The organism is Bacteroides sp. AF39-16AC, assembly GCF_003602735.1.
Lineage (GTDB): Bacteria > Bacteroidota > Bacteroidia > Bacteroidales > Bacteroidaceae > Bacteroides > Bacteroides uniformis.
The window spans coordinates 33,544-60,340 of sequence record NZ_QTLN01000020.1 but is presented as its reverse complement, the minus strand read 5'-3'; the positions used below and the strand labels follow the sequence as shown (position 1 = coordinate 60,340).

22 protein-coding genes are annotated in these 26,797 nt (G+C 49.4%); 11 read left to right on the top strand and 11 right to left on the bottom strand.

Annotation, left to right across the window (positions count from 1 at the left end):
• Positions 1–11: 11 nt before the first annotated feature.
• The 4 genes from DW039_RS15440 (at position 12) to DW039_RS15425 (ending at position 5,685) form a co-directional block, all read left to right on the top strand.
• Entirely contained in the window at positions 12–572 is a 561-nt protein-coding gene (locus DW039_RS15440) for a F0F1 ATP synthase subunit delta (protein ID WP_005829118.1), read from the top strand.
• 133 nt (positions 573–705) lie between these two features.
• The gene (gene atpA, locus DW039_RS15435) at positions 706–2,289 is read left to right on the top strand and encodes a F0F1 ATP synthase subunit alpha (protein WP_085929908.1); all 1,584 of its coding nucleotides are present in this window, start codon (positions 706–708) and stop codon (positions 2,287–2,289) included.
• A 121-nt stretch (positions 2,290–2,410) separates the two neighbouring features.
• Positions 2,411–3,301: a F0F1 ATP synthase subunit gamma gene (locus tag DW039_RS15430; protein ID WP_044467776.1), complete on the top strand. Its 891-nt coding sequence runs from the start codon at positions 2,411–2,413 to the stop codon at positions 3,299–3,301.
• Positions 3,302–3,468: 167 nt separating this feature from the next.
• Positions 3,469–5,685 (top strand): AAA family ATPase, encoded by a 2,217-nt coding sequence (locus DW039_RS15425; protein WP_008663559.1) that lies wholly within the window; start codon positions 3,469–3,471, stop codon positions 5,683–5,685.
• Between the two features lie 31 nt (positions 5,686–5,716).
• Here the strand turns inward: DW039_RS15425 and DW039_RS15420 are convergent, their stop codons facing one another.
• The 5 genes from DW039_RS15420 to DW039_RS15400 all read right to left on the bottom strand — a co-directional run bounded on the left by DW039_RS15420 (position 5,717) and on the right by DW039_RS15400 (position 10,537).
• Positions 5,717–6,619: an SDR family oxidoreductase gene (locus DW039_RS15420; RefSeq protein WP_117681061.1), complete on the bottom strand. Its 903-nt coding sequence runs from the start codon at positions 6,617–6,619 to the stop codon at positions 5,717–5,719.
• A gap of 25 nt (positions 6,620–6,644) precedes the next feature.
• Positions 6,645–7,241, bottom strand: a complete 597-nt coding sequence (locus tag DW039_RS15415) for an occludin (RefSeq protein WP_120382108.1) — start codon at positions 7,239–7,241, stop codon at positions 6,645–6,647.
• Between the two features lie 100 nt (positions 7,242–7,341).
• Positions 7,342–8,148, bottom strand: a complete 807-nt coding sequence (locus tag DW039_RS15410) for a hypothetical protein (RefSeq protein ID WP_117878094.1) — start codon at positions 8,146–8,148, stop codon at positions 7,342–7,344.
• 21 nt (positions 8,149–8,169) lie between these two features.
• Entirely contained in the window at positions 8,170–8,892 is a 723-nt protein-coding gene (locus DW039_RS15405) for a response regulator transcription factor (RefSeq protein ID WP_118274904.1), read from the bottom strand.
• 73 nt (positions 8,893–8,965) lie between these two features.
• A complete protein-coding gene (locus DW039_RS15400) occupies positions 8,966–10,537 on the bottom strand; it encodes a sensor histidine kinase KdpD (RefSeq protein ID WP_016273720.1) in 1,572 nt (523 codons plus the stop codon).
• 201 nt (positions 10,538–10,738) lie between these two features.
• Here DW039_RS15400 and DW039_RS15395 point away from each other — a divergent pair, with 201 nt between their 5' ends.
• A complete protein-coding gene (locus DW039_RS15395) occupies positions 10,739–12,892 on the top strand; it encodes an outer membrane beta-barrel family protein (RefSeq protein WP_120382115.1) in 2,154 nt (717 codons plus the stop codon).
• Between the two features lie 115 nt (positions 12,893–13,007).
• Positions 13,008–14,678 (top strand): formate--tetrahydrofolate ligase, encoded by a 1,671-nt coding sequence (locus tag DW039_RS15390; RefSeq protein WP_005829089.1) that lies wholly within the window; start codon positions 13,008–13,010, stop codon positions 14,676–14,678.
• 105 nt (positions 14,679–14,783) lie between these two features.
• Here DW039_RS15390 and glyA read toward each other — a convergent pair whose 3' ends face one another.
• The 5 genes from glyA to pyrB all read right to left on the bottom strand — a co-directional run bounded on the left by glyA (position 14,784) and on the right by pyrB (position 18,962).
• A complete protein-coding gene (gene glyA / locus DW039_RS15385) occupies positions 14,784–16,064 on the bottom strand; it encodes a serine hydroxymethyltransferase (protein WP_005829088.1) in 1,281 nt (426 codons plus the stop codon).
• A gap of 102 nt (positions 16,065–16,166) precedes the next feature.
• Complete coding sequence (locus tag DW039_RS15380) at positions 16,167–16,937, bottom strand: porin family protein (RefSeq protein ID WP_005837005.1); 771 nt, start codon at positions 16,935–16,937, stop codon at positions 16,167–16,169.
• Positions 16,938–16,960: 23 nt separating this feature from the next.
• Positions 16,961–17,527, bottom strand: coding sequence for a flavin reductase family protein (locus tag DW039_RS15375; RefSeq protein ID WP_005829084.1), 567 nt, complete (start codon positions 17,525–17,527; stop codon positions 16,961–16,963).
• Positions 17,524–17,988: an aspartate carbamoyltransferase regulatory subunit gene (gene pyrI / locus DW039_RS15370; protein ID WP_005829083.1), complete on the bottom strand. Its 465-nt coding sequence runs from the start codon at positions 17,986–17,988 to the stop codon at positions 17,524–17,526. Before pyrI ends, DW039_RS15375 begins: the two co-directional genes overlap by 4 nt.
• Before the next feature lie 26 nt (positions 17,989–18,014).
• Positions 18,015–18,962, bottom strand: a complete 948-nt coding sequence (gene pyrB / locus DW039_RS15365) for an aspartate carbamoyltransferase (RefSeq protein WP_005829081.1) — start codon at positions 18,960–18,962, stop codon at positions 18,015–18,017.
• Positions 18,963–19,572: 610 nt separating this feature from the next.
• Here pyrB and DW039_RS15360 point away from each other — a divergent pair.
• From DW039_RS15360 to DW039_RS15340, 5 genes are all read left to right on the top strand, one after another.
• On the top strand, positions 19,573–21,903 hold the full coding sequence (locus tag DW039_RS15360) for a transglycosylase domain-containing protein (protein WP_120382107.1): 2,331 nt from the start codon (positions 19,573–19,575) through the stop codon (positions 21,901–21,903).
• A gap of 71 nt (positions 21,904–21,974) precedes the next feature.
• The gene (locus DW039_RS15355) at positions 21,975–22,340 is read left to right on the top strand and encodes a 2-amino-4-hydroxy-6-hydroxymethyldihydropteridine diphosphokinase (RefSeq protein WP_005829072.1); all 366 of its coding nucleotides are present in this window, start codon (positions 21,975–21,977) and stop codon (positions 22,338–22,340) included.
• An 82-nt stretch (positions 22,341–22,422) separates the two neighbouring features.
• Positions 22,423–23,178 carry a 3-deoxy-manno-octulosonate cytidylyltransferase gene (kdsB, locus tag DW039_RS15350; RefSeq protein WP_117748778.1) on the top strand — a complete coding sequence of 252 codons (756 nt, stop codon included), beginning with the start codon at positions 22,423–22,425 and terminating at the stop codon, positions 23,176–23,178.
• Between the two features lie 12 nt (positions 23,179–23,190).
• Positions 23,191–24,480: a pitrilysin family protein gene (locus DW039_RS15345; RefSeq protein ID WP_120382106.1), complete on the top strand. Its 1,290-nt coding sequence runs from the start codon at positions 23,191–23,193 to the stop codon at positions 24,478–24,480.
• Between the two features lie 74 nt (positions 24,481–24,554).
• The gene (locus tag DW039_RS15340; protein WP_005829069.1) at positions 24,555–25,718 is read left to right on the top strand and encodes a phosphatidylinositol-4-phosphate 5-kinase; all 1,164 of its coding nucleotides are present in this window, start codon (positions 24,555–24,557) and stop codon (positions 25,716–25,718) included.
• 106 nt (positions 25,719–25,824) lie between these two features.
• Here DW039_RS15340 and DW039_RS15335 read toward each other — a convergent pair whose 3' ends face one another.
• Positions 25,825–26,763, bottom strand: a complete 939-nt coding sequence (locus tag DW039_RS15335; protein WP_005829068.1) for a ribose-phosphate pyrophosphokinase — start codon at positions 26,761–26,763, stop codon at positions 25,825–25,827.
• Between the last annotated feature and the right edge of the window lie 34 nt (positions 26,764–26,797).

Genomic DNA, 26,797 nt, shown 5'->3' with positions numbered 1-26,797 from the left:
TTCTCAAAGAAATGGATATAGGAATCGTTTCGATGCGTTATGCGAAAGCATTGATGGAATATGCCAAGAGCATGGGGGCAGAAGATACTCTGTACAAGGAGTTTTGTATGCTCGACCGTAGCTTCAGGAAACATCCCGATTTGCGCATGGCATTGGAAAACCCCATCCTGACGATACGTGAGAAGTTAACACTTATCTGTACCGCTGCTGTGGGGGATGCTCCTGCGGGCCGTGAGTTTGCGCGTTTCATGACCCTGGTGTTGAAGAACCGGCGGGAAAACTTTCTCCAGTACATCTGCCTGAGTTTTCTGGATTTGTACCGGAAAGACAAGCATATCGGTGTAGGAAAGCTGATAACAGCCGTTCCCGTCAGCCAGGAAGTGCGGGAGCGCATCCATGACAGTGCTTCCTCCCTGCTGCATGCCAGCATGGAGCTGCAGACTGAAGTGGATCCCTCCATTGAAGGTGGTTTTATCTTCGACATCAACGACTTCCGTCTGGATGCCAGTATTGCTACGCAGCTTAAGAAAGTGAAACAGCAGTTCATTGATAAGAATAGAAGAATCGTGTGATTTACGATTTGACAATTTACAATTTACTTATTTAATAGTCTTGTGATGCGTAAGTTGTAGAGGTCAAACAGTATATGATTCGGGTTCTTTCAAATAGTAAATAGTAAATTGTAAAATAGTAAATACTAAGATGTTGTCTGAAAATATAAAAGTAAGCGAAGTCTCCGATATTCTCCGCAAGCAACTGGAAGGGATTGACACCCGCGTACAGTTGGACGAGATTGGCACGGTACTGCAAGTCAGTGACGGTGTAGCCCGTATCTATGGGTTGCGCAATGCCGAAGCCAACGAGTTGTTGGAGTTCGACAACGGCATCAAGGCCATTGTGATGAACCTCGAAGAGGATAATGTGGGTGCTGTGTTGCTTGGCCCTACGGATAAAATCAAGGAAGGCTTCATTGTAAAGCGTACCAAGCGTATTGCTTCCATCATGGTGGGAGAGGGTATGCTGGGCCGTGTAATAGACCCTCTGGGTGCGCCGCTCGATGGCAAAGGACTGATAGGCGGAGAACTTTATGAAATGCCGCTGGAACGCAAGGCGCCGGGAGTTATCTTCCGTCAGCCGGTGAATCAGCCGCTACAGACCGGTCTGAAGGCTGTGGATGCCATGATACCTATCGGCCGTGGACAGCGTGAGCTGATTATCGGTGACCGACAGACCGGTAAGACGGCCATTGCCATCGATACCATCATCAACCAGCGTGCCAATTTTGATGCTGGCGATCCGGTATATTGCATTTATGTAGCCATTGGCCAGAAAGGTTCTACCGTAGCTTCTATTGTGAATACCCTGCACCAGTACGGTGCGATGGACTATACCATTGTGGTGGCTGCTACGGCGGGAGACCCGGCTGCATTGCAGTATTACGCTCCCTTTGCAGGGGCTGCCATCGGAGAGTATTTCCGTGATACCGGCCGTCATGCGCTGGTGGTCTATGACGACTTGTCCAAGCAGGCGGTGGCCTATCGTGAAGTGTCTCTGATTCTGCGCCGTCCGTCAGGACGTGAGGCCTATCCGGGTGATATCTTCTATCTGCACTCCCGTTTGTTGGAACGTGCGGCGAAGATTATCAGCCAGGAGGAAGTGGCACGCGAGATGAACGACCTGCCGGACAGTCTGAAAGGCAAGGTGAAAGGTGGCGGTTCGCTGACTGCATTGCCCATTATCGAAACTCAGGCAGGAGACGTGTCCGCCTATATCCCAACGAATGTGATTTCAATCACTGACGGGCAGATATTCCTTGATACGAACCTCTTCAACCAGGGTAACCGTCCGGCCATTGACGTGGGTATCTCTGTGAGCCGTGTGGGTGGTAATGCCCAAGTCAAGGCTATGAAGAAGGTGGCAGGTACATTAAAGATTGACCAGGCACAGTACCGGGAGCTGGAAGCGTTTACCAAGTTCAGTGGCGATATGGACCCCGTGACGGCATTGACCATCGACAAGGGACAGAAGAATACACGCCTGCTGGTACAGCCCCAATACAGCCCGATGCCGGTAGAAAAGCAGATTGCCATTCTTTATTGCGGCACGCACGGCTTGTTGAGGAATGTTCCTTTGGACAAGGTCAGCGAGTTTGAACGCAACTTCCTTGAGTCTCTTGAGATGAACTATCGCATGGAGGTACTCGACGTTTTAAAGACGGGTGCCATCAATGACGATGTCTGCAAGAAGATTGAGGAGACGGCAGAGGCGGTTGCAAGGCAATTCATGTGATTTACGATTGGACGATTTACGATTTACGATTGGAGTTACTCTATATGGTAAGTTGTAAATCGGACGCAGGCAGAAGTTACCTCAATCGTAAATCGTAAATAATTAAATCGTAAATAGATATATGTCTTCACTGAAAGAGGTAAAAAATAGAATAAGCTCCGTCAAGAGTACACGCCAGATAACATCGGCTATGAAGATGGTGGCATCTGCCAAACTGCATAAGGCGCAGGGGCGGATTGAGAATATGCTGCCTTATCAACGGAAGCTGAATGAGATTCTGACGAACTTTCTGCGTACGGATGCTTCCTTCGAGTCGCCCTATACCGAGAAAAGACCCGTGACGAGAGTAGCGGTTGTGGCGTTTTCGTCCAATAGTTCCTTGTGCGGTGCATTCAACTCGAATGTGGCGAAGATGCTGGAACGGGCTTTGGAAGATTACCAGTCGCTGGGCAAGGAGAATATTCTGATATATCCCGTTGGGAGAAAGATGGAGGAAGCCGTCAAGAAAATGGGATATGTGCCGCAAGGCAGCTACCAGGTGATGGCAGACAAGCCTTCGTACGTTGAAGCGTATGAGCTGGCAGAGAAGTTGATGCATGAGTTTGTGGAAAAGCAGATTGACCATGTGGAGCTGATTTACCATCACTTCAAATCGATGGGTTCGCAGGTGCTGCTCCGCGAGAATTATCTGCCCATTGACCTGACGCAAGTAGCGCAGGAGGCGGCAGAAGATGTACCGGAGGATGCCCGCAGTTTTAATAATGATTACATTGTGGAACCTTCCGTCGGCGAACTGATAGCGGAACTTCTGCCAAAAGTGTTGAGTCAGAAGATATTTACCGTGCTTCTCGATTCCAATACTTCGGAACATGCTGCCCGTATGCTAGCCATGCAGACGGCGACAGATAATGCCAACGAGTTGATTCAAGATTTGACGAAACAGTATAACAAGAGCCGTCAGCAGGCCATTACGAATGAGCTGCTCGATATTATCGGCGGTAGCTTGAAATAGTCCGGATTGCCCCGTAAAGGGCTTTCTCAGGATGGGTACAAATAAATGGAATAATAGGACAAGGATAACGAAATAAGCGTTATCTTTGTCCTATTATCATATATGGCTACTGATGAAATCCGTATCATTCTGAGAGAGAGCGGATTGGTTGAATAATAAACATATCAATGGAGAATAATCCCGAAATAGCGCTTGCATGGCAATTCATTGAAAACACAGGCACTCATCTTTTTTTGACCGGCAAGGCAGGTACCGGTAAGACAACTTTCCTGCGAAAACTGAGGGCAGAGAGTCCGAAACGGATGATTGTACTTGCACCGACGGGAATTGCCGCTATCAATGCAGGCGGTGTCACCATCCACTCCTTTTTCCAAGTACCTTTCGCTCCTTATGTGCCCGAAAGCTCATTCAGCGCAGATGGCAAGGCAACCTACCGTTTTCGTTACGGGAAAGAGAAAATTAACATTATACGCAGCATAGATTTATTGGTCATCGATGAAATCAGTATGGTCCGTGCCGACTTGCTCGATTCGGTGGATGCCGTCTTGAGGCGGTTCCGCGACCGGAACAAACCCTTTGGCGGCGTGCAACTGCTGATGATTGGCGACTTACAGCAGCTGTCTCCCGTAGTGAAAGACGATGAGTGGCAGATGCTGCGCAAATACTATGACACGCCTTATTTCTTCTCCAGCCAGGCCTTGAAGCAGACGGAATATTGCACCATAGAACTAAAGAAAGTCTATCGGCAGAACGATGGGACTTTTCTTGAATTACTGAACCGCATTCGCGAAAACCGTTGTGACGGGCAAGTGCTGGAAGCCTTGAACCGCCGGTATATTCCCAATTTCGTACCAGATAAAGAAGAAGGATACATCCGCCTGGTGACCCACAATTATCAGGCCCAACGGATTAATGACCATGAGCTGGAACAACTTCCGGGACGCTCGTATGCCTTTCGTGCCAAGATTGACGGAAAGTTTCCCGAATATTCCTATCCCACGGATGAAGTACTGGAACTGAAACGCGGTGCCCAGGTAATGTTTGTGAAGAACGACACCTCCGGTGAGCACCGTTACTACAATGGCATGATTGGAGAGGTGACAGCCGTGTCGGCAGATGGAATTGAAGTGCGCAGTAAGGGAAGCGACGCTACCTTCTTACTTCAAGAGGAAGAGTGGACGAATGCCAAATACGTGCTTGATGAGGAAACCAAGGAGATTACAGAAGATATTGAAGGAACATTCCGGCAATATCCGCTGAAGCTGGCGTGGGCGATTACCATTCACAAAAGCCAGGGACTGACGTTTGAACGTGCCGTGATTGATGCCAGTGCCTCCTTTGCGCATGGACAGACCTATGTGGCTCTGAGCCGCTGCAAGACATTGGAGGGAGTGGTGCTCAGTGCCCCGCTTTCTGCAAAGGCCGTTATCAGTGACCATGCAGTAGATACCTTCACGATGGAGGCACGGAGAAACGAGCCGGACGAGAAACGCTTCCGTTCCTTGCAGCAGACCTATTTCCTGGAACTGCTGTCGGGCTTGTTCGATTTCCAGCCCATGGAGCAGGCTTTGCGGCGGTATGTGCGGCTGATAGACGAACACTTGTACAAGCTCTTTCCCAAGCAACTCGCAGCCTGTAAGGAGGAAATGGAACGTTTTCACGACAAAGTGACGAAAGTAGCCCAGAAGTTCAGTATCCAGTATACCCGCCTGATTGATACTGCGCAGGACTATGCAGCCGACCCGACTTTGCAGGGGCGCATACACTCTGCCGCCACTTATTTTCAAGAGCAGTTGCAACCGCTGGATGCGGTGATGGCGAGTACGGTAACTTCTGATAATAAAGAGTTGAAGAAGAAGCTCCGGGATGCCATGGAGGAGCTGGAGGAAGTGTTTGACATGAAGACTGATTTGCTGGATTATGTGCTGGAGAATGGTTTCCATATGGCAGGATACTTGAAGCAGAAAGCACTGCTTTCCATTGATGATTCGGCTTCGCAGAAGGGTAAAGGCAAAGGGAGAAGTGCTTCTGCCAAAGAAGGGCAGGGAAGCAGTAAGCAAGCTGATAAAGAGAAACGTCCGCGTGAGCGGAAACGCGATGCTGCGGCTGTTGAAGTACCCACGGATGTGCTGCATCCGGAACTTTACAACCGCTTGGTAGCATGGCGCAATGCAGAAGCTTCCGCATTAGGGCTGCCCGTATACACCGTCATTCAGCAGAAGGCAATTCTAGGCATCAGCAATCTGCTTCCTTCGGATAAGGCCATGCTTGTACGCATTCCGTATTTCGGAAAAAAAGGGGTGGAGAAATATGGAGATGTGATTCTGGAGATGGTACGTGTGTATCGCAAAGAGAAAGGACTGGCAGAGCCGGAGTTGCTGTAGTCGAATCTGCTGCCATCCGCACCTGCATTATTTACCATCCGAACATCAGCTTTATTCCTTCCTCCAGCGTATACGGTCGATACCCCAGTTCCCGGTGTGCCTTTTCTATACTCAGCCCGCTGAAACGGGGACGTGGTGTCTTTTCGTTCATCTCCTTCGTGGTGACGGGACGGATGAGCGAGCGATTCAGCCCCAATACGTCCGCTACCCGATAAGCGATGTCTGCAATGGTCAGGCACTCGCTGCCACAGAGATGATAGATACCGTTTTGCGGATGACTTATCAGCTTCTCCACTCCTTGCGACACGTCTCCCACGAAGGTGGGCGTACGCCATTGGTCGGATACGACGAACACTTCCTCATTGTTCCTTAATCTGTTTGCCACCAGTTGGAGCACATTTCCATGCTGTCCGGGCAGGGCGGCACCGTACACCACCACTACGCGCACGATGGCATAATCCCTGCAAACGGCAGCGATACGTTTCTCACCTTCCAGTTTGGTGTAGCCGTAATAATTAACGGGAGCGGGAATATCCTCCTCCGTATAGGGTCGGTCCGTATCACCACCGAAAACGAAGTCGGTGGAAAGATGGATAAAACGGCTGCCTCCCGCCTCACAGCATTCTGCCAGATGCTCCACGGCAGTAATGTTGACGGCATCCGCTTCTGCATGGTGCGTTTCGCAATAATCGGGGACGGAGAGGGCGGAGGTATTGATTACAACATCCGGCTGTACTTCCTGGAAAAGCTTTTCCACCGCCTGGCGGTTGCATATATCCGTACGGATAAAGCGATAGTCGCCCGAATGGGGACAGATGTCGTCGTGCAGGGAACAGCCCGTTGTCTGATAAGACACGTTGTGGGACAAATCATCCAGGATGCGTCTGCCGGTAAAACCGTTGGCGCCTATCACCAGTATTTTCTTTCTTGTCATTGATTCTGTTGTTAAGTGATGGGCATCAATAGGGCACGTGTCTGCCCTGCTGTACCTCGATGCGTATGCCAAAGGCTCCGTTGGCTGATTTCAGCTCGAACGCCCCTTTGAAATTGTTCTTTTCCCAAGGCAGTGCGGAAGGGTTGGGTACTTTCCAGCCGTCCTTGTCATATTCGCCGTACGTATGGATGCGCATGCCGTTCTTCAAAGTGAAACTTCCCATTTGCAGGTTGTCGGTAGAGCCCCAGAAGCCCGTCAGTCCGAAGGGATTCGAACTGAAATACCGGGAGTTGCTGAGTGAGAATATGTTCGAAAGACCTTGTGAATAAGTCACGTTCGGGTTCAACCGGAAGATGCGGCTATAGTCTTTGCTGGCATCCGGTATCTCCAAAGTGAATTTGGGAAGAGTGGGGGTGGACAGATTCATCAGCCCCATATCCAGCAGGAAGCCGTCGTAATTCTTCACGTCCGGCAGAAGTTCCTTTTCAGACGGAGACATGCCTTCGGGAGACGCTTCGCCACGTACTGCAGTACGTACCGTATCGGCAGGCATCTCGCTCTGTGCGCTGACGGATGACATGCCTGCAAGTAAAATGATGATGCAGAAGAAGATTCGTTTCATAGTTCTTTGTTCACAATTTCAGTTGCTGTCTGCCGCATAGGGGCAGACTGAACAAAGATACTCGTTTCCCTCTATTTCCGGAAATATCTTTGTATTATTTCTATTTCTTTATACGAATGGTAGGGGCGAAAATGGGCGAATTTACCCATTTCATTTTGGTGGGGTCGTATCTTCGTTCCATCCCTCCGTTGAGGTCGAGCCAGTCCGTCACTTTCAGTTCCAGTACCATGCCATAACCGCTTTGCGGATACATCGGGTTCATATATCCATGAAAGGAGTTACTTCTCCCGTAGCCCGAATACTGGCCGAAGGCATGCAGGCGCATGTAGGGATTGATGCGGTAGGATACGGAGGCATTGTAGCCTATGTCCCATTGAGTACCTCGGGGGGCATCCCTTTTGGCATACTGGGCACCGGTAATGGATGAAGGTTGGGAGATGGAATAGTGGGCGGCATATACCCCTCCGCTCAATTCCCAATGCCCGTCGGGACTGTAATAAGTGACTCCTGCGCCAGCCTGCATGATGGAGCCCATTGCAGGATAGGTGTTATGGCTGCCGTACATCGTCAGTACGACTTCCGGCGAGAGCAGGAAATCGGCGAAACGCTGGAAGTCCCATTCAAAGATGTTTTTCTGAAAGTGTATCTTCTTCATGTCCGTCCAGGGCAGGGGCTCCACATAGTCGGAGGGAGGGAGATGGAGATTTATCTCTTCCTGCTGTTCGTCTTGCAGACTTTGTTGGGGCTGGCTTTCATCAAGGCCCGTACGCTTGTTCTCTTTTGGAGAAAAGGGAATCTGCTCTTTCTTTACGGGAGGCCGGTTCTTTATTGTGTCTTCCGGAATCTCGCTCTGTGCATAGGCGCAGAGTGAGGAACAGATAAAAGTAATGAATAATAACTTTCTCATAAATAGTAGTTTAGTTTTAGTTTAGTTTACTATTAGTTTATATCCTATTCCCCGCACATTGACGATACGGATGCGCTCGTCTCCGGCCAGTTTATGCCGCAGTTTGGTGATGAACACATGCAGGCTGCGGGAGTTGAAGAAGCTGTCGTCTCCCCAGAGGTCGAGCAATACGTTCTGGGTGTTGACCACCTGGTTGCGGTTCTCGCAAAGGCGTTTCAGTATTTCGGACTCGCGGTGGGAGAGTTCCACTTCCGTATCCGCGTCAGGTGAAGTCGGGGTGCTGCCTGCAAAAGCAAGTCGTTGAGTGACGGAATTGAAACGGTAGTCACCGATTTCAAAAACGGTAGTTTCCTTGGGATTTTCTTCTGTAAAGGAGAAAGCTTTGCCTACCAGGGCCTTTATGCGGATAATGAGTTCCTGCATTCCGAAAGGCTTTTTCAGGTAGTCGTTGGCACCCAGCTCAAACCCTTCCACCACATCGTTGATGGTGGAGCGGGCGGTAAGGAACAGTACCGGGGTCTGTTTGTCGGTCTGCCGGATGCGGCGCACCATTTCAAAGCCGTCCATGCGGGGCATCATCACGTCTGCCACCAGCACGTCGGGACGGAGGTCGAAGAACTTGCGCAATCCCTCTTCACCGTCTGCTGCGGTGTGGATGATGAAGTTCTGCCCTTCCAATGTGTCCTTGATAATCATGGCGAGGGTCTGTTCGTCCTCAACCAGAAGTACGGTTATCTTTTCCATAATTGTCGCTTTTGTTACAAGTAATGTAAAGCTCCTTAACAAGTAATGTAAAGTACCCTAACAAATAATGTTATTATATCCTTATCGTAAAGGTACTTCCTTTTCCCAACTCACTCTTTACCGATACGCTGCCACCATGCTTCTCTATCATGGTCTTCACATAGAACAATCCCAGCCCATAGCCTTTCACATCGTGCAGATTACCCGTGGGTACGCGGTAGAATTTGTCGAAGATGTGCTTCTGCTTCTCGGGAGCAATACCGATACCGTGGTCGCTGACGGAGATTTCAGTCTGTTCATTCTGCCCTTCGACGGTTACCTTGCGGCAATGGATGGCCACTTCGGCCTCTCCGTGCGAATATTTGATGGCGTTGTCTATCAGGTTGCTGATGATGTTGCTGAAATGCGTGCGGTCGGCAAGTACGCTCAAATCTTCCGGTTCGATGTCCACCGATATGTGGACGGAGCTTTCCGCTTTCAGCTTGTGTTGTTCGATGAGCGTTTCCAGAATATCACGTATTGCAAACTCCTCCGGGTGCAGGCGGAAAGTCCTGCGGCGTTCCATACTCATGGAAAGTATCTGTTCAACCAGTCCACTGAGGCGCTGAAGCTGTTCCTGGCAGATACGCAGGTATTTGTCGCGCTGGGCCTTTTCCTCCGCTTGGTTGAAGTTGAGCAGAGCGTCGTTGGCGGCATATGCTACGGCGATGGGGGTTTTCAGTTCGTGGGTGATGTTGTTGGTGAAATCGCTCTTCATCTCTTCCAGTGTCTTCTGTTTCAGGATGGTGCGTATCAGGAACCAGAAGGAGAAAGCGAGTACGATCAGAATAACGAATGATGTGGTGAGAATGCCCGACATCTGTCGCAAGACCAACGTGCCGGCCGGTTCCATGATGAGACGGTAGCTTTGACTTGTATTGATGTCGAAAGAATAATTATATTCCACGGCTTTTGAGGTAGGCACATAGCCGGGGGTACCGATGTTTACCAATGTATCTATATAGAGAATGGTAGAGTCCCATTTGCTGCCTTTGTGAAGATGTAGCAGCCTATGGGGAAGATTGATGTTACGGTCATGCAGGAATGAAGTCAGCAGGCTGTCATAAAGCATTACGTCGGGGTCGGAAATGATGTCCAGTCCCGAATGCAGTCCGCGCTGGAAGTAGGTGGCGAGTTCCAGCATACTGTTTTGGTCGCGCAAAATCACATCCAGTCCCCCTTTGGCACTCAATGCGGATTGGGGAGAGCTGTCCGAGTCCCTGACACTGACTTCCACGCGGGTTGAATCGTTCGGGTGGGTCACGTAAACACTGTCTCCTTTGGGCATGAAGGTTTCGTGCAGGGTGGTGTTGTCCAAAGAATCTTCACGGGAGATGGTGGTACTGCTACGGACAAATGATTTTCCGTCATCGCTGTATCCGGCTGATACGCTGACTTCACCGTGGTTTATGTCGTCCTGCTTCATTTTATCCACGCGTATCATCATTTCGTTATAGTCGCTCATGCGCATGGCTTCGGTGATGTCCCTTTCCATTTCACTGTGCATGGTATGGTAGAGCCCCGTCAGCCAGTAGGCTTGGTAGGCGAAGATGCCGGCCAGGGAGACGATGACAAGTATGGCAATATATTTGAATGGCAGTTTCATGTTTGTTTCCGGTTACTTTTATACATACAAAGGTAAGATTAATATTGTGAACCCTATCATCCGATAAGACTAAATAACACTCCCGATAACACTGGATAACACTTGGTAAGCCGCTGATAACACAAGTTTCTGCTGATTCTGCCGTACTTTGCAGACGAAGATTTGCAGAAGAAGAATATAAACATAAATAAAAAGAAGAACATGAAACGATTCTATTTACTCCCTATTGTATGCTGTGCTTTGAGCATCAGCCTTTCGGCACAAGAGAACAACGGCACTGCAACCACCTCCGGTGCGGACGACAACCGCATCCTCAGCGCCGACAGCCTTATTACGACCGATGCCCGTCTGGACAGCCTTTATCAGACCTTGCCGGAAGTGATGATTACCGGTGAACGCCCCATCGTAAAGGCAGCGCAAGGCAAGCTGGTGTACGACCTGCCCCGCCTTATCCGGAACCTCCCCGTAGACAATGCCTACGATGCCGTGAAAGAGCTTCCCGGCGTCATCGAGATGAATGGCGGGCTGCAGTTGGCAGGCCAGGGAGTCACCGTTATCCTGGACGGCAAAGTAACCACCCTCAGCACAGAGCAGCTCTATTCCTTGCTGCGCAGCATCCCTGCCAGCCGCATAGAGAAGGCGGAAGTGATGTACAACGCCCCTGCACGCTACCAGGTGCGTGGCGCACTGATCAATATCACCCTGAAACAATCGGCAGGCGGCCCCGGCTCCTGGCAAGGCGAACTCTATGCCAAGTATCGCCAGAAGCATAACGAAGGCTTTGAGGAACGCGCCAGCCTGCTCTTCAGCAAAAATAAATTCTCAGCAGATTTTCTTTACTCGCACAGCCATGGCCGGGGCTACTCTACTACCGACAAAGAGGCTGTGCACACCCTGGCAGACGGCTCGGTTCACCCCATGACAACATATGAGGTGGGCCGTGGCCGCAGTCATACCCATAATTTCAGGGTAGGGGCGGACTATAACATCGCCAAGGACCATCAGCTGAGTTTCGTCTATAACGGTGGCTATTCCACCTCCCACAACTGGAAGGGCGTGACGGGCACGCAGGTGTCCACAACTCATAGCAATAGCACCGACTGGCTGCACAACGGCCGTCTGGACTATCGTACCCCTTTCGGCCTCAAAGCCGGTGCCGAACTGACCTACTACCGCTCTCCGTCCAACCAACTACTGCATAGCCGTATGCAGGATGAGGAACTCGATTTCTACACGGAAGACTGTCAGCGCATCAACCGCTGGAAATTCTTTCTGGCCCAGGAGCACAGTCTGGGAAAAGGTTGGGATTTGAATTACGGAGCCATCTATACTACCAGCATCGACAACAGCTACCAATATTATTATGACCCCGAAACCGGCGGACAACTGACCTCATCGGATGCCTTGAGCAATATGAAGTCCCGCCGCCGCGAGCAGACCTGGAATATCTATGCAGGTTTCAGCAAGAGTTTCGGCGACAAACTTGCTTTGGACGCTTCCCTGGCTGTGGAGCATTACAAGACTCCCGTCTGGGACCAGTGGGACTGGTATCCCATTGTCAACTTGAACTATATGCCGGCACCGGGACATATCCTCCAGCTCTCCTTGAGCAGCGACAAGGACTATCCCGACTACTGGGCCGTGCAGGATGCCGTCTCTTACATCGGCGGTGGATACTCTGAGCTGCATGGTAATCCGTTGCTGAAACCGGCACAAGAGTATGAGCTGAAAATGACCTATATTTTGAAAAGCAAATACATCTTCAGCGCCTGGTTCAACCACACCAAAGACTACTCCGTACAGACGCTTTACCAATCTTCCGAACGTCTGGTTGAAATCTATAAGACACTCAATTTCGATTATCAGCAACAAGCAGGCATACAAGCCTCTATCCCGTTTAAGGTGAAGAACTGGTTGAATTCGCGCCTTACCCTTATCGGCTTGTGGCACCGCGAAAAGGATGGTGATTTCTGGGATATTCCTTTCGACAGAAAGCAATGCTATGGCATTGCCCAGATGAACAATACTTTTACTCTCTCCACCAAGCCCGATTTGAAGCTGACGGTGGCCGGATTTGTGCATAGCAAAGCCATTCAAGGCATTTACGACCTGCCCACGTCGGGCAATGTGAATATTGCCCTGCGCTACGGCTTCGCTAAGAACAAAGCCATCCTCAACCTCTACTGCAACGATATTTTTGAGACGGGACAGATTTCTCCCCGCATCCGTTTCAAGACGCAGAATGTGACGAATCATTACTCATGCTTCCGCGAATTCGGCGTATCGTTTACTTATAAATTCGGTGGATATAAGGAGAAGCAACGGGAGGCAGTGGATACGTCGCGGTTCAAATAGATAGAAGATGCAGGTGGTCAGGTGAAAATACGGTATTCTTTTGTACTTTGCCACATCTTTCGTACTTTTGCAACTTTCAAAACATTAAAGTTGTTATTTAAAGAAAAGACTCTGTATGAAATCGGACATTGAAATAGCCCGCAGCATAGAGCTGAAGAAGATAAAGCAGGTGGCTGAAAGTGTGGATATCCCGCGTGACGAAGTAGAGAACTATGGCCGTTACATAGCCAAGATTCCTACGCATCTGATTGATGAAGAGAAAGTGAAGAAGAGCAATCTGATACTGGTGACGGCTATCACGGCTACGAAAGCGGGTATCGGTAAAACAACCGTGTCCATCGGGCTGGCATTGGGGCTGAACAAGATTGGCAAGAAAGCGATTGTGGCTTTACGCGAACCCTCGTTAGGTCCTTGCTTCGGCATGAAAGGCGGTGCTGCCGGCGGAGGATATGCCCAGGTGCTTCCCATGGAGAAGATAAACCTGCACTTTACGGGCGACTTTCACGCCATTACCTCCGCACACAACATGATTTCCGCTTTGCTCGACAATTACTTGTACCAGCATCAGGCAGACGGCTTCGGACTGAAAGAAATCATCTGGCGGCGCGTACTTGATGTGAACGACCGTTCCTTGCGGAGCATTGTCACCGGATTGGGACCGAGCACCAACGGCATTACTGAGGAGTCGGGCTTCGATATTACCCCGGCTTCCGAAATTATGGCTATTCTCTGTCTGGCAACGGACCTCGATGACCTCCGTCGCCGTATCGAAAATATTATTCTGGGATTCCGTTTCGATGGTACTCCTTTCACAGTGAAGGAGTTAGGAGTAGCCGGTGCCATTACCGTACTGTTGAAAGATGCTATCAACCCCAACTTGGTACAGACTACCGAAGGCTCTGCTGCTTTTGTTCATGGAGGACCGTTCGCAAATATTGCCCATGGTTGCAACTCCATTCTTGCCACAAAAATGGCCATGACATTCGGCGATTATGTAGTGACGGAAGCCGGTTTCGGGGCTGACCTGGGTGCGGAGAAGTTCTACAACATCAAGTGCCGCAAGAGCGGCCTACAGCCCAAGCTGACGATAATCGTTGCTACCGCACAAGGACTGAAGATGCATGGCGGTGTCAGTCTGGACCGCATCAAGGAACCCAATATGGAAGGACTGAAAGAGGGCTTCGGCAATCTGGACAAGCATGTACGCAATTTGCGTTCATTCGGCCAGCAGGTCATCGTGGCATTCAACCGTTTTGCCAGTGATACGGACGAGGAGGTGGAAGCTATCCGCCGCCATTGCGAAGAAAAGCTTGAGGTAGGTTTTGCCGTGAACAACGCCTTTGCCAAAGGAGGAGAGGGAGCCGTTGACCTTGCCAATCTGGTAGTAGATACTATCGAGAACAAACCATCCGAACCGCTGACCTTCACCTACGAAGAGAGCGATTGCGTGGAACGTAAAATAGAAAAGGTAGCCTGCAACCTCTACGGGGCAAGCGTAGTGACTTACAGTCTCCACTCCCGCAAGGTTATCAAACTGATAGAGCAGATGGGTATCAGCCATTACCCCGTCTGTATCGCCAAGACGCAGTACTCCTTCTCTGCCGACCCGAAGATATACGGTGCAGTCAACAACTTTGAGTTCCACATCAAGGATATTGTGGTCAATAACGGTGCGGAAATGATTGTAGCCATCGCCGGTGAAATTCTCCGTATGCCGGGATTACCCAAGAAACCACAAGCCGAACACATTGATATTGTGGACGGAAATATAGAAGGGCTGAGCTAAACGCGCGGAGCGCGTTTAGAATTAAAAATTAAAGGCTGCGCAATGTTCGCTTTGAACTGCGTAGCCTTTAATTTTTAATTCTTAATTTTTAATTCTGTTTGCTTATTAATAAGCAAACAGCGGGTATTCTTTCATCTTCGCATTGACGCGTGCACGTACCTCTGCGATGACTTGTTCGTTGTCTACGTTGGACAGAACGGTTTCAATCATCTCGGCAATTTCGAGCATCAGGTCTTCCTTGGCACCACGGGTTGTGATGGCAGGAGTACCCAGACGGATACCGGAAGTCTGGAAAGCCGAGCGGCTGTCAAACGGAACCATGTTCTTGTTTACGGTGATGTCGGCAGATACCAACGCTTTCTCGGCAACCTTACCGGTCAAATCGGGATATTTGCTGCGCAGGTCTACCAGCATGGAGTGGTTGTCCGTACCGCCGGAAACGATGGTGAAGCCACGGTCTATCAAGGCTTGTGCCAGGACAGCGGCGTTTTTCTTCACCTGCTTGGCATATTCTTTCCATTCCGGTTGCAAGATTTCGCCGAAGGCAACGGCTTTGGCTGCGATGACATGTTCCAGCGGACCACCTTGGATACCGGGGAATACGGCTGAATCCAGCAACTGGGACATCATCTTGATTTCTCCCTTCGGAGTTTTCTTGCCCCAGGGATTGGGGAAGTCCTTACCCATCATGATAACGCCACCACGAGGACCACGCAGAGTCTTGTGAGTAGTAGAGGTCACGATGTGGGCATATTTCACGGGGTTATCCAGTTCACCGGCTGCAATCAGTCCGGCAGGATGAGCCATGTCAATCATTAGGATGGCACCTATCTTGTCCGCGATTTCGCGCATGCGCTTGTAGTCCCATTCGCGGGAATAAGCAGAACCGCCGCCGATAATCATTTTGGGTTTCTCGCGCAGGGCAACTTCTTCCATCTGGTCATAGTCCACACGTCCGGTTTCCTGGTTCAGATTGTATTCGCAGGGAGTATAGATAATACCGGAAGTGTTGACCAGTGAGCCATGGGAGAGGTGACCGCCGTGTGCAAGGTTCAGTCCCATGAATTTGTCGCCCGGATTGAGCACGGCGAGGAATACGGCTGCATTGGCTTGTGCACCGGAGTGCGGCTGTACGTTGGCCCATTCTGCGCCGAAAATCTGTTTCAAGCGGTCGATGGCAATCTGCTCACTCTGGTCTACTACCTCACAACCACCATAGTAACGCTTGCCGGGGTATCCTTCAGCATACTTGTTGGTGAGGCAGGAGCCCATTGCCTGCATAACCTGGTCACTTACAAAGTTCTCTGATGCAATCAGTTCAATGCCTTTGAGCTGACGTTGGTGTTCTTTTTCGATAAGTTCGAAAATTAAATCATCTCTTTTCATTCTGCTTATTAGATAAGTTTGATAAATCTGTGTTCTCTTATTAAGCGCACAAATTTACGGGAAATAAATGAATAAATTGAAAGAAAAGGAAGAAATTTACTGTCAAAAGAACACTCCGAAAGAAAAACTCAGCACATTGTCCCTGCGGTGAAAACGGATTTCGTTTTTCGTGTTTTCGTCAGCAGCGTTGTTGTCGGCCGGAATATCGTATGTCACGCTCTTGGAGATGTTGTGCAGCCCCATGTCGTAACGGAAGTCGAAAAAGACGCGTGAGATGGTGACGGATACGCCGACGGTGAAACTGAGATTGAGCGGACGCAGCCTTTCACGGATATTCACCTGGTCGAAATTCTCGAAGTCGATGTCACTTTTCCTGTCCCATATATAGCGCACTTTGGGTCCTCCAAAGACGGCAAGGCTGTACGGCCCCTCCTTGATGAAGTTGTATCCGTAGATGACGGGGATGTCTATACTGTGGATGGACGATGTAATGGAGGCTTCCTCCGGCCGGGCTCCTGATGCGGCGTCTTCGGGCAGAGGTTTCTCGAAGGTGATGTTGCACCGGTTGATGTTGTAGGATATTTCCGGTTGCAGGAAATGGCGGTCGAAGTTTATCCGCATGAAAAGGGAGCCGAAATATCCTATCTTGTAATTGTTCTGCACTTCGTCGATGGGCACTCCGTTGACGCTGAACTGGGATACAAGGAACAAGGAAGAGGTGAAACCGCCTTTGAAACCGAAATTGACCGGAGTTTCCTTGCGGTGTCCGGAATGCTCTTCGTCGGCAGTACCGGGCACAACCGGAGTCTGTCCCCACATCATGGCGGGGAAGGCCAACAGATATAAGCCCATCAAGATTCGTCGCAACTCCATCTCTTAAAACCTTTATCGCATTATTACTTCTTTTTCTCTACTGACCATCCGAATTTGCCTATCTTTTCTCCCAGCTCATAATATCCGCCGTGCACATAGACCAGCGGATTAGTTTCCGCCAGTTCCAGTTTGCCGGTTTCAGGGTTCAGATTACGGGTATCGGCACGGACATTTACCACATCCGCTATAAACATGTCGTGCGAACCGAGAGCCATAATCTCCTTTACCCGGCATTCTATGCAAAGCGGTGATTCCTCGATAAGAGGCGCGCTGACTACGGTGCTTTTCCCCGGTGTCAGATGCATTTCCTCGAATTTGTTGTAGTCCTTTCCGGAGCGTACGCCACACCAGTCCGTGGCCCGTGCCATATCTTTCGTGGTGAGGTTGATGACGAATTCCATATTCCGCTTGATGATGTCGTAGGAGTGGCGTTCGGGGCGTACGGAGATGTAGCACATGGGCGGGTTCGTACAAATCGTCCCCGTCCATGCGATAGTCAGAATGTTATATTCCTCCGGAGTGCTTCCGCAGCTCACCAGTACGGCGGGCAGCGGATAAATCATGGTTCCGGGTTTCCAGTCTTCTTTCATATAATCTCAATATCTTCTCTGGTCTGCTCCTTTTCGCAGTAGTGGCATTTGATGACGCAATTGTCCTTATCCACGACATGAAACAACGTAGGCATCGGCTCATTGTTCGTGATGCACTTCGGGTTGGCGCATTTCACGATTCCGCGCAACTCTTCGGGCAGGCGGACTTCGCGTTTCTCCACCACTTCGTAGTCGCGGATAATGTTCAGTTTTACATTGGGAGCCACCACGGCGATACGGTTTATCTCTTCGTCGCAGAAGAACTTGTCGGCAATCTTGATGATGCCTTTCGTGCCCAGCTTCTTGCTCTTGAGGTTGAAGCCGATGGTGATATTGTTGCTCATGTGTTCCAGTCCGAGCAGGGAGACTACGGTAAACAGTCTCTCGGAGGGTATATGGTCTATTACAGTGCCGTTTTCCAGAGCAGCAACCTGCAATTCCTGTTTCTTTTCGCTTAACATCTTGAAATATTAGTTATTAGACGATTCTACTGTATTACTCCTTTACTCTTTTTCACCTCATCCAGCGTGATGCCCAGTACATCGCACAGAATAGCTTCACGGGCATACAGTCCGTTTTGTGCCTGCTGGAAATAGTATGCCTTGGGATTGTCGTCCACATCATAGGCTATTTCGTTGACACGGGGCAGCGGATGCAGGATGCGCAGGTTGGGACGGGTATGTTCCAGCATCTTGTTGCGCAGGATGTAGACATTCTTCACCCGCTCGTACTCCATAAGGTCGGTGAAGCGCTCGCGCTGCACACGGGTCATGTAGAGGATATCGGCATCAGCAATGATTTCTTCCGTAAAGTCCGTATGTTCCACGTACTTGATGTTGTGCTCGCGGCAGTAAATTTTGTATTCTTCGGGCATCCGCAACTCGTCGGGAGCGATGAAGTGGAAAGTGGGGTTGAAGTGGCGCATGGCCATCAGCAGGGAGTGGACGGTACGGCCATACTTCAAGTCGCCGACCAGAAAAATGTTCAGGTTCTCCAGTGTGCCTTGTGTCTTGTAGATGGAGTAGAGATCGAGCATGGTTTGTGAGGGATGCTGGTTGGCACCGTCTCCGGCATTCACAATGGGCACGGTGGTGACTTCACTGGCATAGCGTGCGGCCCCTTCGAGGTGGTGGCGCATCACGATGATGTCGGCATAGTTGCTCACCATCTTGATGGTGTCTTTCAGCGTCTCGCCCTTGGATGAGCTGGTGGCCTTGGGGTCGCTGAACCCGATGACACGTGCTCCAAGCCGGTTGGCGGCAGTCTCGAAACTGAGGCGTGTACGGGTGGAAGGCTCGAAAAATAAGGTGGCAACTACTTTCCCGTCCAATATATGCCGGTTGGGATGGGCTTCAAACTCTTTCGCCATCTCGAGCATATAGAGGATTTTTTCCCGGCTATGCTCGGCAATGGTGACTAAACTTCTGTTTTCCATATCGTTGAATTCATTTATACTTTTCGAGAGTGTAAAGTTACGGAAAATATGCGGGCTACGGAAATATGCGGGGAAGTTTTTTGCGAAATATGGGCTGTTTTTTTAACCGTGTGGCTTGTTGTCCGGAATGCCACACTTCATCATCCGAAATGCCACACTTCGACAAAGTAAATGCCGCATTTCGCGAATGTTCAAGTGTGGCATTTGCCTTAGTCAAGTGCGGCGTTTGCCTTGTCGAAGTGTGGCATTCCGGACAGTGAAGTGTGGTATCTCTTTACGCCGTCGCCGTCGTTCTTTTTAACGACAACGTCGTTTTTTCTCTTCTCTTCTTATCTTATCTCCTCTTACGCGCGCGAGGGCAAGTTTTCGTTGTCCCAATCTGTATTATAGCTCATTACGATGTATTTTTCCTTTCCGATTTTTTCTTCAAGTTTTCTAATTGTTTTGCAATCGTTTTGCATTTCACTGAGAGTTTCCATTAAAATAAACGGGCGTTTTTTTTGTGGATGCCGGAAATCTTATCCTGAAAAAGATATAAAAAGCATAGGCACATCCAATATATTTCCGTACCTTTGCCCTATTATTGAACTTTGATTTTAGCAACTGAAACATGATAAGGAAAGTCGTCAAAATCCTATGGATTTTCATCGCACTGATTTCGCTGGTGTGTGTCTTTATATTCTTTTCCATAGCCAAGGGCTGGATAGGCTATATGCCTCCGGTGGAAGACCTGGAAAATCCGAATTACAAATTTGCCACAGAAGTCTTTTCCGAGGACGGAAAAGTATTGGGTACTTATTCCTATAGTAAGGAAAACCGCGTGTTTGTGGGATACAATGATTTGTCGCCCAATATCATCAACGCCTTGATAGCTACGGAAGATGTACGTTTTGCCGAACATTCGGGCATTGACGCCTACGCCCTGACGCGTGCCGTAGTGAAGCGCGGTATCCTGATGCAGAAGAATGCCGGCGGTGGCAGTACCATCACCCAGCAGCTTTCCAAACAGCTTTATTCTCCCAGTGCCGACAATGTGATGGAACGTCTGTTCCAGAAGCCTATCGAATGGGTGATTGCCGTAAAGCTGGAACGTTACTATACAAAAGAGGAAATCCTCACCATGTATCTCAACAAGTTCGATTTCCTGAACAATGCGGTAGGCATCAAGACTGCTGCCTTTACCTACTTCGGTTGCGAACCGAAAGATTTGAAGATTGAGGAAGCGGCTACGTTGGTGGGCATGTGCAAGAATCCGTCTCTCTATAATCCGGTGCGCTACAATGAACGTTCCCGCGGACGGCGCAATGTGGTGCTCGACCAGATGCGGAAAGCGGGATATATTACGGAAGCCGAGCGCGACTCCCTCCAGGCGTTGCCTCTGAAACTGAAGTACAACCGTGTGGACCACAAGGAAGGGCTGGCCACTTATTTCCGCGAATACCTGCGCGGCGTGCTCACCGCCAAGAAGCCCGACAAGGCCAACTACCGCGGCTGGCAGATGCAGAAATACTACGAGGATTCACTCGACTGGGAGAACAATCCGCTCTTTGGATGGTGCGAAAAGAACACCAAGAAAGACGGTACCAAATACAACCTCTACACCGACGGGCTGAAAATCTATACCACGCTCGACTCGCGTATGCAGCAGTATGCCGAGGATGCCGTGACAGAGCATCTGAAGGAACTGCAAGGTTACTTCTTCAAGGAAAAGAAAGGGGCCAAGAAAGCTCCCTACACCTTCCGTCTGACCCAGGAGCAGGTAGACGAGATTCTGGGACGTGCCATGAGGTTGTCCGACCGCTACCGCCTCATGAAGAAAGCCGGAGCCACCGAAGCTGAAATAAAGAAAGCCTTCGACACCCCGGAGGAGATGTCCGTATTCAGTTGGGAAGGGGAGAAAGACACCATTATGACCCCGATGGATTCCATCCGTTACTACAAGTTCTTCCTTCGTGCCGGTTTCATGTCCATGGACCCGCGCAACGGACATGTCAAGGCATACGTAGGCGGACCGAACTACCATTACTTCCAGTACGATATGGCCATGGTGGGACGCCGCCAGGTAGGTTCTACCATCAAGCCTTTCCTTTATACATTGGCTATGGAGAACGGTTTTTCTCCCTGCGACGAAGTGCGCCACGTGGAATACACGCTGATTGATGAAAACGGAAAACCGTGGACGCCGCGTAATGCCAACAAAAAGCTGATTGGTGACATGGTGACTGTGAAGTGGGGGCTGGCAAACTCGGACAACTGGATTACGGCCTATCTCATGAGCAAGCTGAATCCCTATAATCTGAAACGTCTTATACATACTTTCGGTGTCCGCAACCGTGATATAGTACCTTCCGTTTCACTCTGTCTGGGCCCGTGCGAGATTTCCGTCGGCGAGATGGTAAGTGCCTATACCGCATTCCCCAACAAGGGTATCCGGGTAGCTCCGCTGTTCGTGACCCGCATCGAGGACAATGATGGAAACGTGCTGGCAACCTTTGCTCCCGAAATGCAGGAAGTCATCAGTGTATCCAGCGCTTACAAGATGCTGGTCATGCTGCGTGCCGTTGTCAACGAAGGTACCGGAGGCCGTGTGCGCCGTCTGGGTGTGAAAGCCGACATGGGCGGCAAGACCGGAACGACGAACTACAATGCCGACGGCTGGTTTATGGGCTTCACGCCTTCGCTTGTGTCCGGTTGCTGGGTGGGCGGTGAGGACCGCGACATCCACTTCGATACGATGCTTCACGGACAAGGTGCTTCCATGGCATTGCCTATCTGGACCAAATACATGGTGAAAGTGCTCGGTGACAAATCTTTGGGATATGATGAAAATGAAACATTCCAGTTGCCCGAAGGCTATGACCCGTGCAAGGATGATGTGAATCTGGAAGGAGACACCCATATAGAAGAACCGATAGAGGGACTCGACGAACTGTTTAATTAGTTGAAAGGTGAAAATTGAAAGTGGAAAGGTAAACTTTCAATTTTCACCTTTTCCCCTTTCACCTTAAAAAAATGGATTATACGATTAGTATTGGGAGCAACGAACAGCGGAGGGAGAACATGGAACTGGCTCGCAGACGCTTGACGGAACTTTTTTCGGGAATACGTTTCTCGGAAGAGGAGGAGACGGTACCTTTGTTCTTTCACCGTCCGAATCTGTTCTCCAATCAGGTGGCATGCTTTGCTTCCGATAATCCGGTAGAGGAAGTCACCGCCTGCCTGAAAGCCATCGAACGGGAAGCCGGAAGGAAGCCCGAGGAGAAGGAGCAGGAAATTGTACGGCTGGATATAGACTTGTTGTCTTGTGACGGGACTGTCTATAAGCCAAAAGATTTGAAACGTGATTATATCCTGCGAGGATTGAAACAACTGTTATAATTAATAAAGAATATAAGGAGATGGGTCGATAGTATATGAACACTTTCGGACACACTCTCATTTTAAAAAACGAAGATTGAAAATGAAATTTTTAGGAATCATACCTGCCCGTTACGCATCTACGCGTTTTCCAGCCAAACCATTGGCGGTGTTAGGTGGAAAAACCGTGATACAGCGAGTATACGAGCAAGTGGCAGGAATCTTGGACGATGCATACGTGGCTACGGACGATGAGCGTATTGAAGCCGCAGTAAAAGCATTCGGAGGAAAGGTGGTAATGACTTCCACCGAACATAAAAGCGGCACCGACCGCTGTCAGGAAGCTTGTACAAAAATAGGAGGACAGTTTGATGTCGTGGTGAATATCCAGGGGGATGAGCCTTTCATCCAGCCTTCGCAGTTACAAGCCGTCAAAGCATGTTTCGACGATCCGGCCACCCAGATAGCCACTCTGGTGAAACCCTTTACGGTAGATAATGGTTTCGAGGCACTGGAAAATGTGAACTCTCCGAAGGTTGTGCTCAACAAAAACAGGAATGCCCTCTATTTTGGCCGTTCCATCATTCCCTACCAGCGTAATGCGGCGAAGGAAGACTGGCTGAAGAACCATACGTATTATAAGCATATCGGCCTTTATGCCTATCGCGTAGAGGTACTGAAAGAGATAACCGCCCTTCCGCAGTCATCCCTCGAGATTGCCGAATCATTGGAACAGCTTCGTTGGTTGGAAAACGGATACACTATCAAAGCAGGTATCACGGATGTAGAAACTATCGGCATAGATACTCCTCAAGATTTGGAACGGGCAGAAGAATTTCTTAAAAGCCATGGGCTGTAAACTAGAAAGCCCATGCTGAACCGAAGTGACCAACCCCGGATTCTTGAACCGGAACAACTGGTGGTGCAAAGGCCGGAACGTATCAAGTTGCCTAATGGCGTGCCATTGAGCGTGCTCAATGCCGGTGACAATGAAGTGACACGTATCGATCTCCTCATGGCAGGCGGCCGATGGCAACAGAAACAGCCCTTGCAGGCGTTGTTTACGAACCGCATGCTTCGCGAGGGCACCCGACGCTACGATGCCGCCCGGATAGCGGAAAAGCTGGACTATTACGGAGCCTGGCTGGAATTGTCCAGTGCATCCGAGTATGCCTATGTCACCCTTTATTCTCTGAATAAATACCTTCCCCAAACGCTTGACATATTGGAGTCTATCGTCAAAGAGCCGGTATTTCCCGAGAAAGAGCTGGGAGTGATTGTAGACAACAATATCCAGCAGTTTCTTGTCAACTCTTCCAAGGTGGACTTTCTGGCGCACCGCGGATTGGTGAAGGCTCTGTACGGCGGGCAGCATCCCGGCGGACGTCTGGTGCAGGAAGAGGATTATCGGCGCATCACTCCTGCGGTGCTACGCGAGTTTTATGACCGTTATTATCATTCCAATAATTGCAGCATCTACCTCTCGGGCAAGGTTACCGACGATTGCATCCGCCGGATAGAGTCCTTGTTTGGCTGCGAGGCTTTCGGTACGGATTTCCGCAAACCGGAGAAGACAGAATTCCATCCGGTTACCACCTCCGGAAAACGTATCTTCATCGAACGTCCGGACGCCCTGCAAAGTGCCGTCCGTATGGGCATGCTTTCCCTGGACCGTAATCATCCGGACTACTTGAAGGCCCGCGTACTGGTCACACTGTTCGGGGGTTATTTTGGCAGTCGCCTGATGTCCAATATCCGGGAAGATAAAGGATACACATACGGTATCTCCGCAGCCATCATGCCCTATCCGGGGCAGGGAGTGTTGGCGGTCAGTGCCGAAGCCGCCAACGAATTTGTGGAGCCTCTTATCGGTGAGGTTTATCATGAAATAGACCGCCTTCAGAACGAGCTGGCTTCCGATGGAGAGCTTTCCATGGTGAAGAACTATATGTTGGGAGACATGTGCCGTAGTTATGAATCTGCATTCTCGTTGGCAGATGCCTGGATTTTTGTGCAGGTATCGGGCTTGCAGGATACCTACTTTGCCGAAGCACTGGATGCTGTCAAGGAGGTTACTCCACAAGAAATCCGTGAACTTGCAGGGCGGCATTTATGCAAAGAGAAATTAAAAGAAATAGTGTGCGGCAAAAAAATGTCATAAAAAGCGGGAGTTATCGCATCATTTTACCGGATAAATCCTACCTTTGTCAATTATCAACTATCAATTATCAATTAATGAAATATCTATATACTGCACTCATTCTGGCTTTCTTATGCCAAGGTGGAGCCACTGCCCAGGAAAAAAAAAGCGGCTTTTTCGATAAAGTGAAAAGTACATTCTCTTCGGAGATAAAGATAGGTACCTATACGTTCAAAGATAACGGGGCCGTCTATACCGGTGAAATAAAAGGCCGCAAGCCCAATGGAAAGGGGAAGACCGTTTTCAAGAACGGCGACGTCTACGAGGGTGAGTATGTGAAGGGCAAGCGTGAAGGCTACGGTACATATATGTTTCCCGACGGTGAAAAGTATGAGGGGCAATGGTTTCAAGACCAGCAGCATGGCAGGGGTATCTACTATTTTATGAATAACAACCGTTATGACGGCATGTGGTTTCAGGATTACCAGCACGGTAAAGGAACCATGTACTATTACAATGGTGATATTTATGAGGGCGACTGGGTGAATGATAAACGCGAAGGCCAAGGAACGTATACCTGGAAGAACGGTTCCAAGTATGTAGGCTCGTGGAAGAATGACAAGAAAGACGGCAAAGGAACACTGACCTGGAATGACGGTTCCAAATATGACGGGGAGTGGAAAAATGATGTCCGGGACGGTAAAGGAACTTTTGAATATGCCAACGGCGACAAATATGTAGGTGACTGGAAGGACGACATGCAGCATGGCAAAGGTATTTACTTTTTCCATACCGGCGACCGTTACGAAGGTTCTTATGTTCAAGGTGAACGTACCGGAGAGGGCATTTATTACCATGCCAGCGGCAACAAGTATGTGGGCAGCTTCAAGGATGGAAAGCAGGAAGGCCACGGCACATTTACGTGGGCAAGCGGCGCCGTTTACGAAGGTAATTGGAAAGATAACCAACGTGACGGATACGGTACTTACAAATGGAATGTAGGTGACTCTTACGAAGGTGAATGGAAAGACAATAAGTTCAACGGCCAAGGTACCCTGATTCAGACCGATGGAACCAAATATAAAGGCGGTTTTGTGAACGGTATGGAAGAAGGTAGCGGTATCCAGGAGGACAAGAACGGAAACCGTTATGAAGGCTTCTTCAAACAAGGCAAGAAACACGGTCCGTTTGTAGAAACAGACAAGAACGGAAAGGTGATACGAAAAGGAACCTACAAGATGGGAAGGCTGGAGAATTAGAATTAAAAATTAGAAATTAAAAATTAAAGGCTGCGCGGTTCTGAAGTGAACATTGCGCAGCCTTTAATTTTTAATTTCTAATTTTTAATATCTAACCGCGGAGCGGTTAGATAATGTATTGTGAACTGATTGATTCATTGTTCATCACCCGCTTGATGGTTTCGGCGAACATATCGGCAATGCTCAACTGTTTAACCTTGTCACATTTTTTAGAGTAGGGGATACTATCAGTAAATACCATTTCCGTTAGTGCGGATTCTTGTACACGGAAAGAAGCAGGGTCGGACATTACGCAGTGGCTGGCAATGGCACGGACAGATTTGGCTCCTGCTTCCAGCATGATGTTGGCAGCCTTGGTAATGGTTCCTGCTGTATCTACAATATCGTCTACCAATACTACATTCTTGTCTTTTACATCACCGATGATTTGCATGGTGGCAACCACGTTTGCTTTTTCGCGTGTCTTGTTGCACAATACCAGGGGTACACCGAGGTATTTGGAGAATGTGCTGGCGCGTTTTGAACCGCCGACATCCGGGGTGGCGATTACCAAGTCTTCCAGTTTCAAGGATTCAATATAGGGGAGGAATACTGCTGATGCATACAAATGATCCACCGGAATATTGAAGAAACCTTGAATCTGGTCTGCATGAAGGTCCATCGTAATCAGACGGTCGATACCTGCAACAGAGAGCAGGTCGGCCACCAGCTTAGCGCCGATGGAAACACGGGGTTTGTCTTTTCTGTCCTGACGTGCCCAACCGAAGTAAGGGATAACGGCTACAACGCTTTTTGCCGATGCTCTTTTAGCAGCATCAACCATCAGCAGAAGTTCCATCAAGTTGTCAGAATTAGGGAAGGTTGATTGAACCAGGAATACATGCGAGCCACGGATAGATTCCTCATAAGAGACTGCAAACTCACCATCTGCAAAATGGGTGATGTTCATCTTTCCCAGAGGGCAATCAAGGCTAGCGCAGATTTTCTCTGCAAGGTATCTCGAATTTGTTCCGGAGAATACCATAAAGGGTGCTTTTTCGCTCATTTGTGTAATAGATGTTACCTATTTGTTAATTTGC

Excerpts from the sequence above, each read along its gene's own strand:
- DW039_RS15410 (WP_117878094.1), bottom strand. The coding sequence starts at position 8,148 with ATGAGAAAGTTATTATTCATTACTTTTATCTGTTCCTCACTCTGCGCC.
- DW039_RS15335 (WP_005829068.1), bottom strand. The coding sequence starts at position 26,763 with ATGAGCGAAAAAGCACCCTTTATGGTATTCTCCGGAACAAATTCGAGA.
- DW039_RS15395 (WP_120382115.1), top strand. The coding sequence starts at position 10,739 with ATGAAACGATTCTATTTACTCCCTATTGTATGCTGTGCTTTGAGCATC.
- DW039_RS15405 (WP_118274904.1), bottom strand. The coding sequence starts at position 8,892 with ATGGAAAAGATAACCGTACTTCTGGTTGAGGACGAACAGACCCTCGCC.
- DW039_RS15390 (WP_005829089.1), top strand. The coding sequence starts at position 13,008 with ATGAAATCGGACATTGAAATAGCCCGCAGCATAGAGCTGAAGAAGATA.
- DW039_RS15340 (WP_005829069.1), top strand. The coding sequence starts at position 24,555 with ATGAAATATCTATATACTGCACTCATTCTGGCTTTCTTATGCCAAGGT.
- pyrB (WP_005829081.1), bottom strand. The coding sequence starts at position 18,962 with ATGGAAAACAGAAGTTTAGTCACCATTGCCGAGCATAGCCGGGAAAAA.
- DW039_RS15360 (WP_120382107.1), top strand. The coding sequence starts at position 19,573 with ATGATAAGGAAAGTCGTCAAAATCCTATGGATTTTCATCGCACTGATT.
- DW039_RS15345 (WP_120382106.1), top strand. The coding sequence starts at position 23,191 with ATGCTGAACCGAAGTGACCAACCCCGGATTCTTGAACCGGAACAACTG.
- glyA (WP_005829088.1), bottom strand. The coding sequence starts at position 16,064 with ATGAAAAGAGATGATTTAATTTTCGAACTTATCGAAAAAGAACACCAA.
- DW039_RS15375 (WP_005829084.1), bottom strand. The coding sequence starts at position 17,527 with ATGAAAGAAGACTGGAAACCCGGAACCATGATTTATCCGCTGCCCGCC.
- DW039_RS15380 (WP_005837005.1), bottom strand. The coding sequence starts at position 16,937 with ATGGAGTTGCGACGAATCTTGATGGGCTTATATCTGTTGGCCTTCCCC.
- DW039_RS15430 (WP_044467776.1), top strand. The coding sequence starts at position 2,411 with ATGTCTTCACTGAAAGAGGTAAAAAATAGAATAAGCTCCGTCAAGAGT.
- DW039_RS15355 (WP_005829072.1), top strand. The coding sequence starts at position 21,975 with ATGGATTATACGATTAGTATTGGGAGCAACGAACAGCGGAGGGAGAAC.
- DW039_RS15420 (WP_117681061.1), bottom strand. The coding sequence starts at position 6,619 with ATGACAAGAAAGAAAATACTGGTGATAGGCGCCAACGGTTTTACCGGC.
- pyrI (WP_005829083.1), bottom strand. The coding sequence starts at position 17,988 with ATGTTAAGCGAAAAGAAACAGGAATTGCAGGTTGCTGCTCTGGAAAAC.
- DW039_RS15425 (WP_008663559.1), top strand. The coding sequence starts at position 3,469 with ATGGAGAATAATCCCGAAATAGCGCTTGCATGGCAATTCATTGAAAAC.
- DW039_RS15400 (WP_016273720.1), bottom strand. The coding sequence starts at position 10,537 with ATGAAACTGCCATTCAAATATATTGCCATACTTGTCATCGTCTCCCTG.
- kdsB (WP_117748778.1), top strand. The coding sequence starts at position 22,423 with ATGAAATTTTTAGGAATCATACCTGCCCGTTACGCATCTACGCGTTTT.
- DW039_RS15415 (WP_120382108.1), bottom strand. The coding sequence starts at position 7,241 with ATGAAACGAATCTTCTTCTGCATCATCATTTTACTTGCAGGCATGTCA.
- DW039_RS15440 (WP_005829118.1), top strand. The coding sequence starts at position 12 with ATGGATATAGGAATCGTTTCGATGCGTTATGCGAAAGCATTGATGGAA.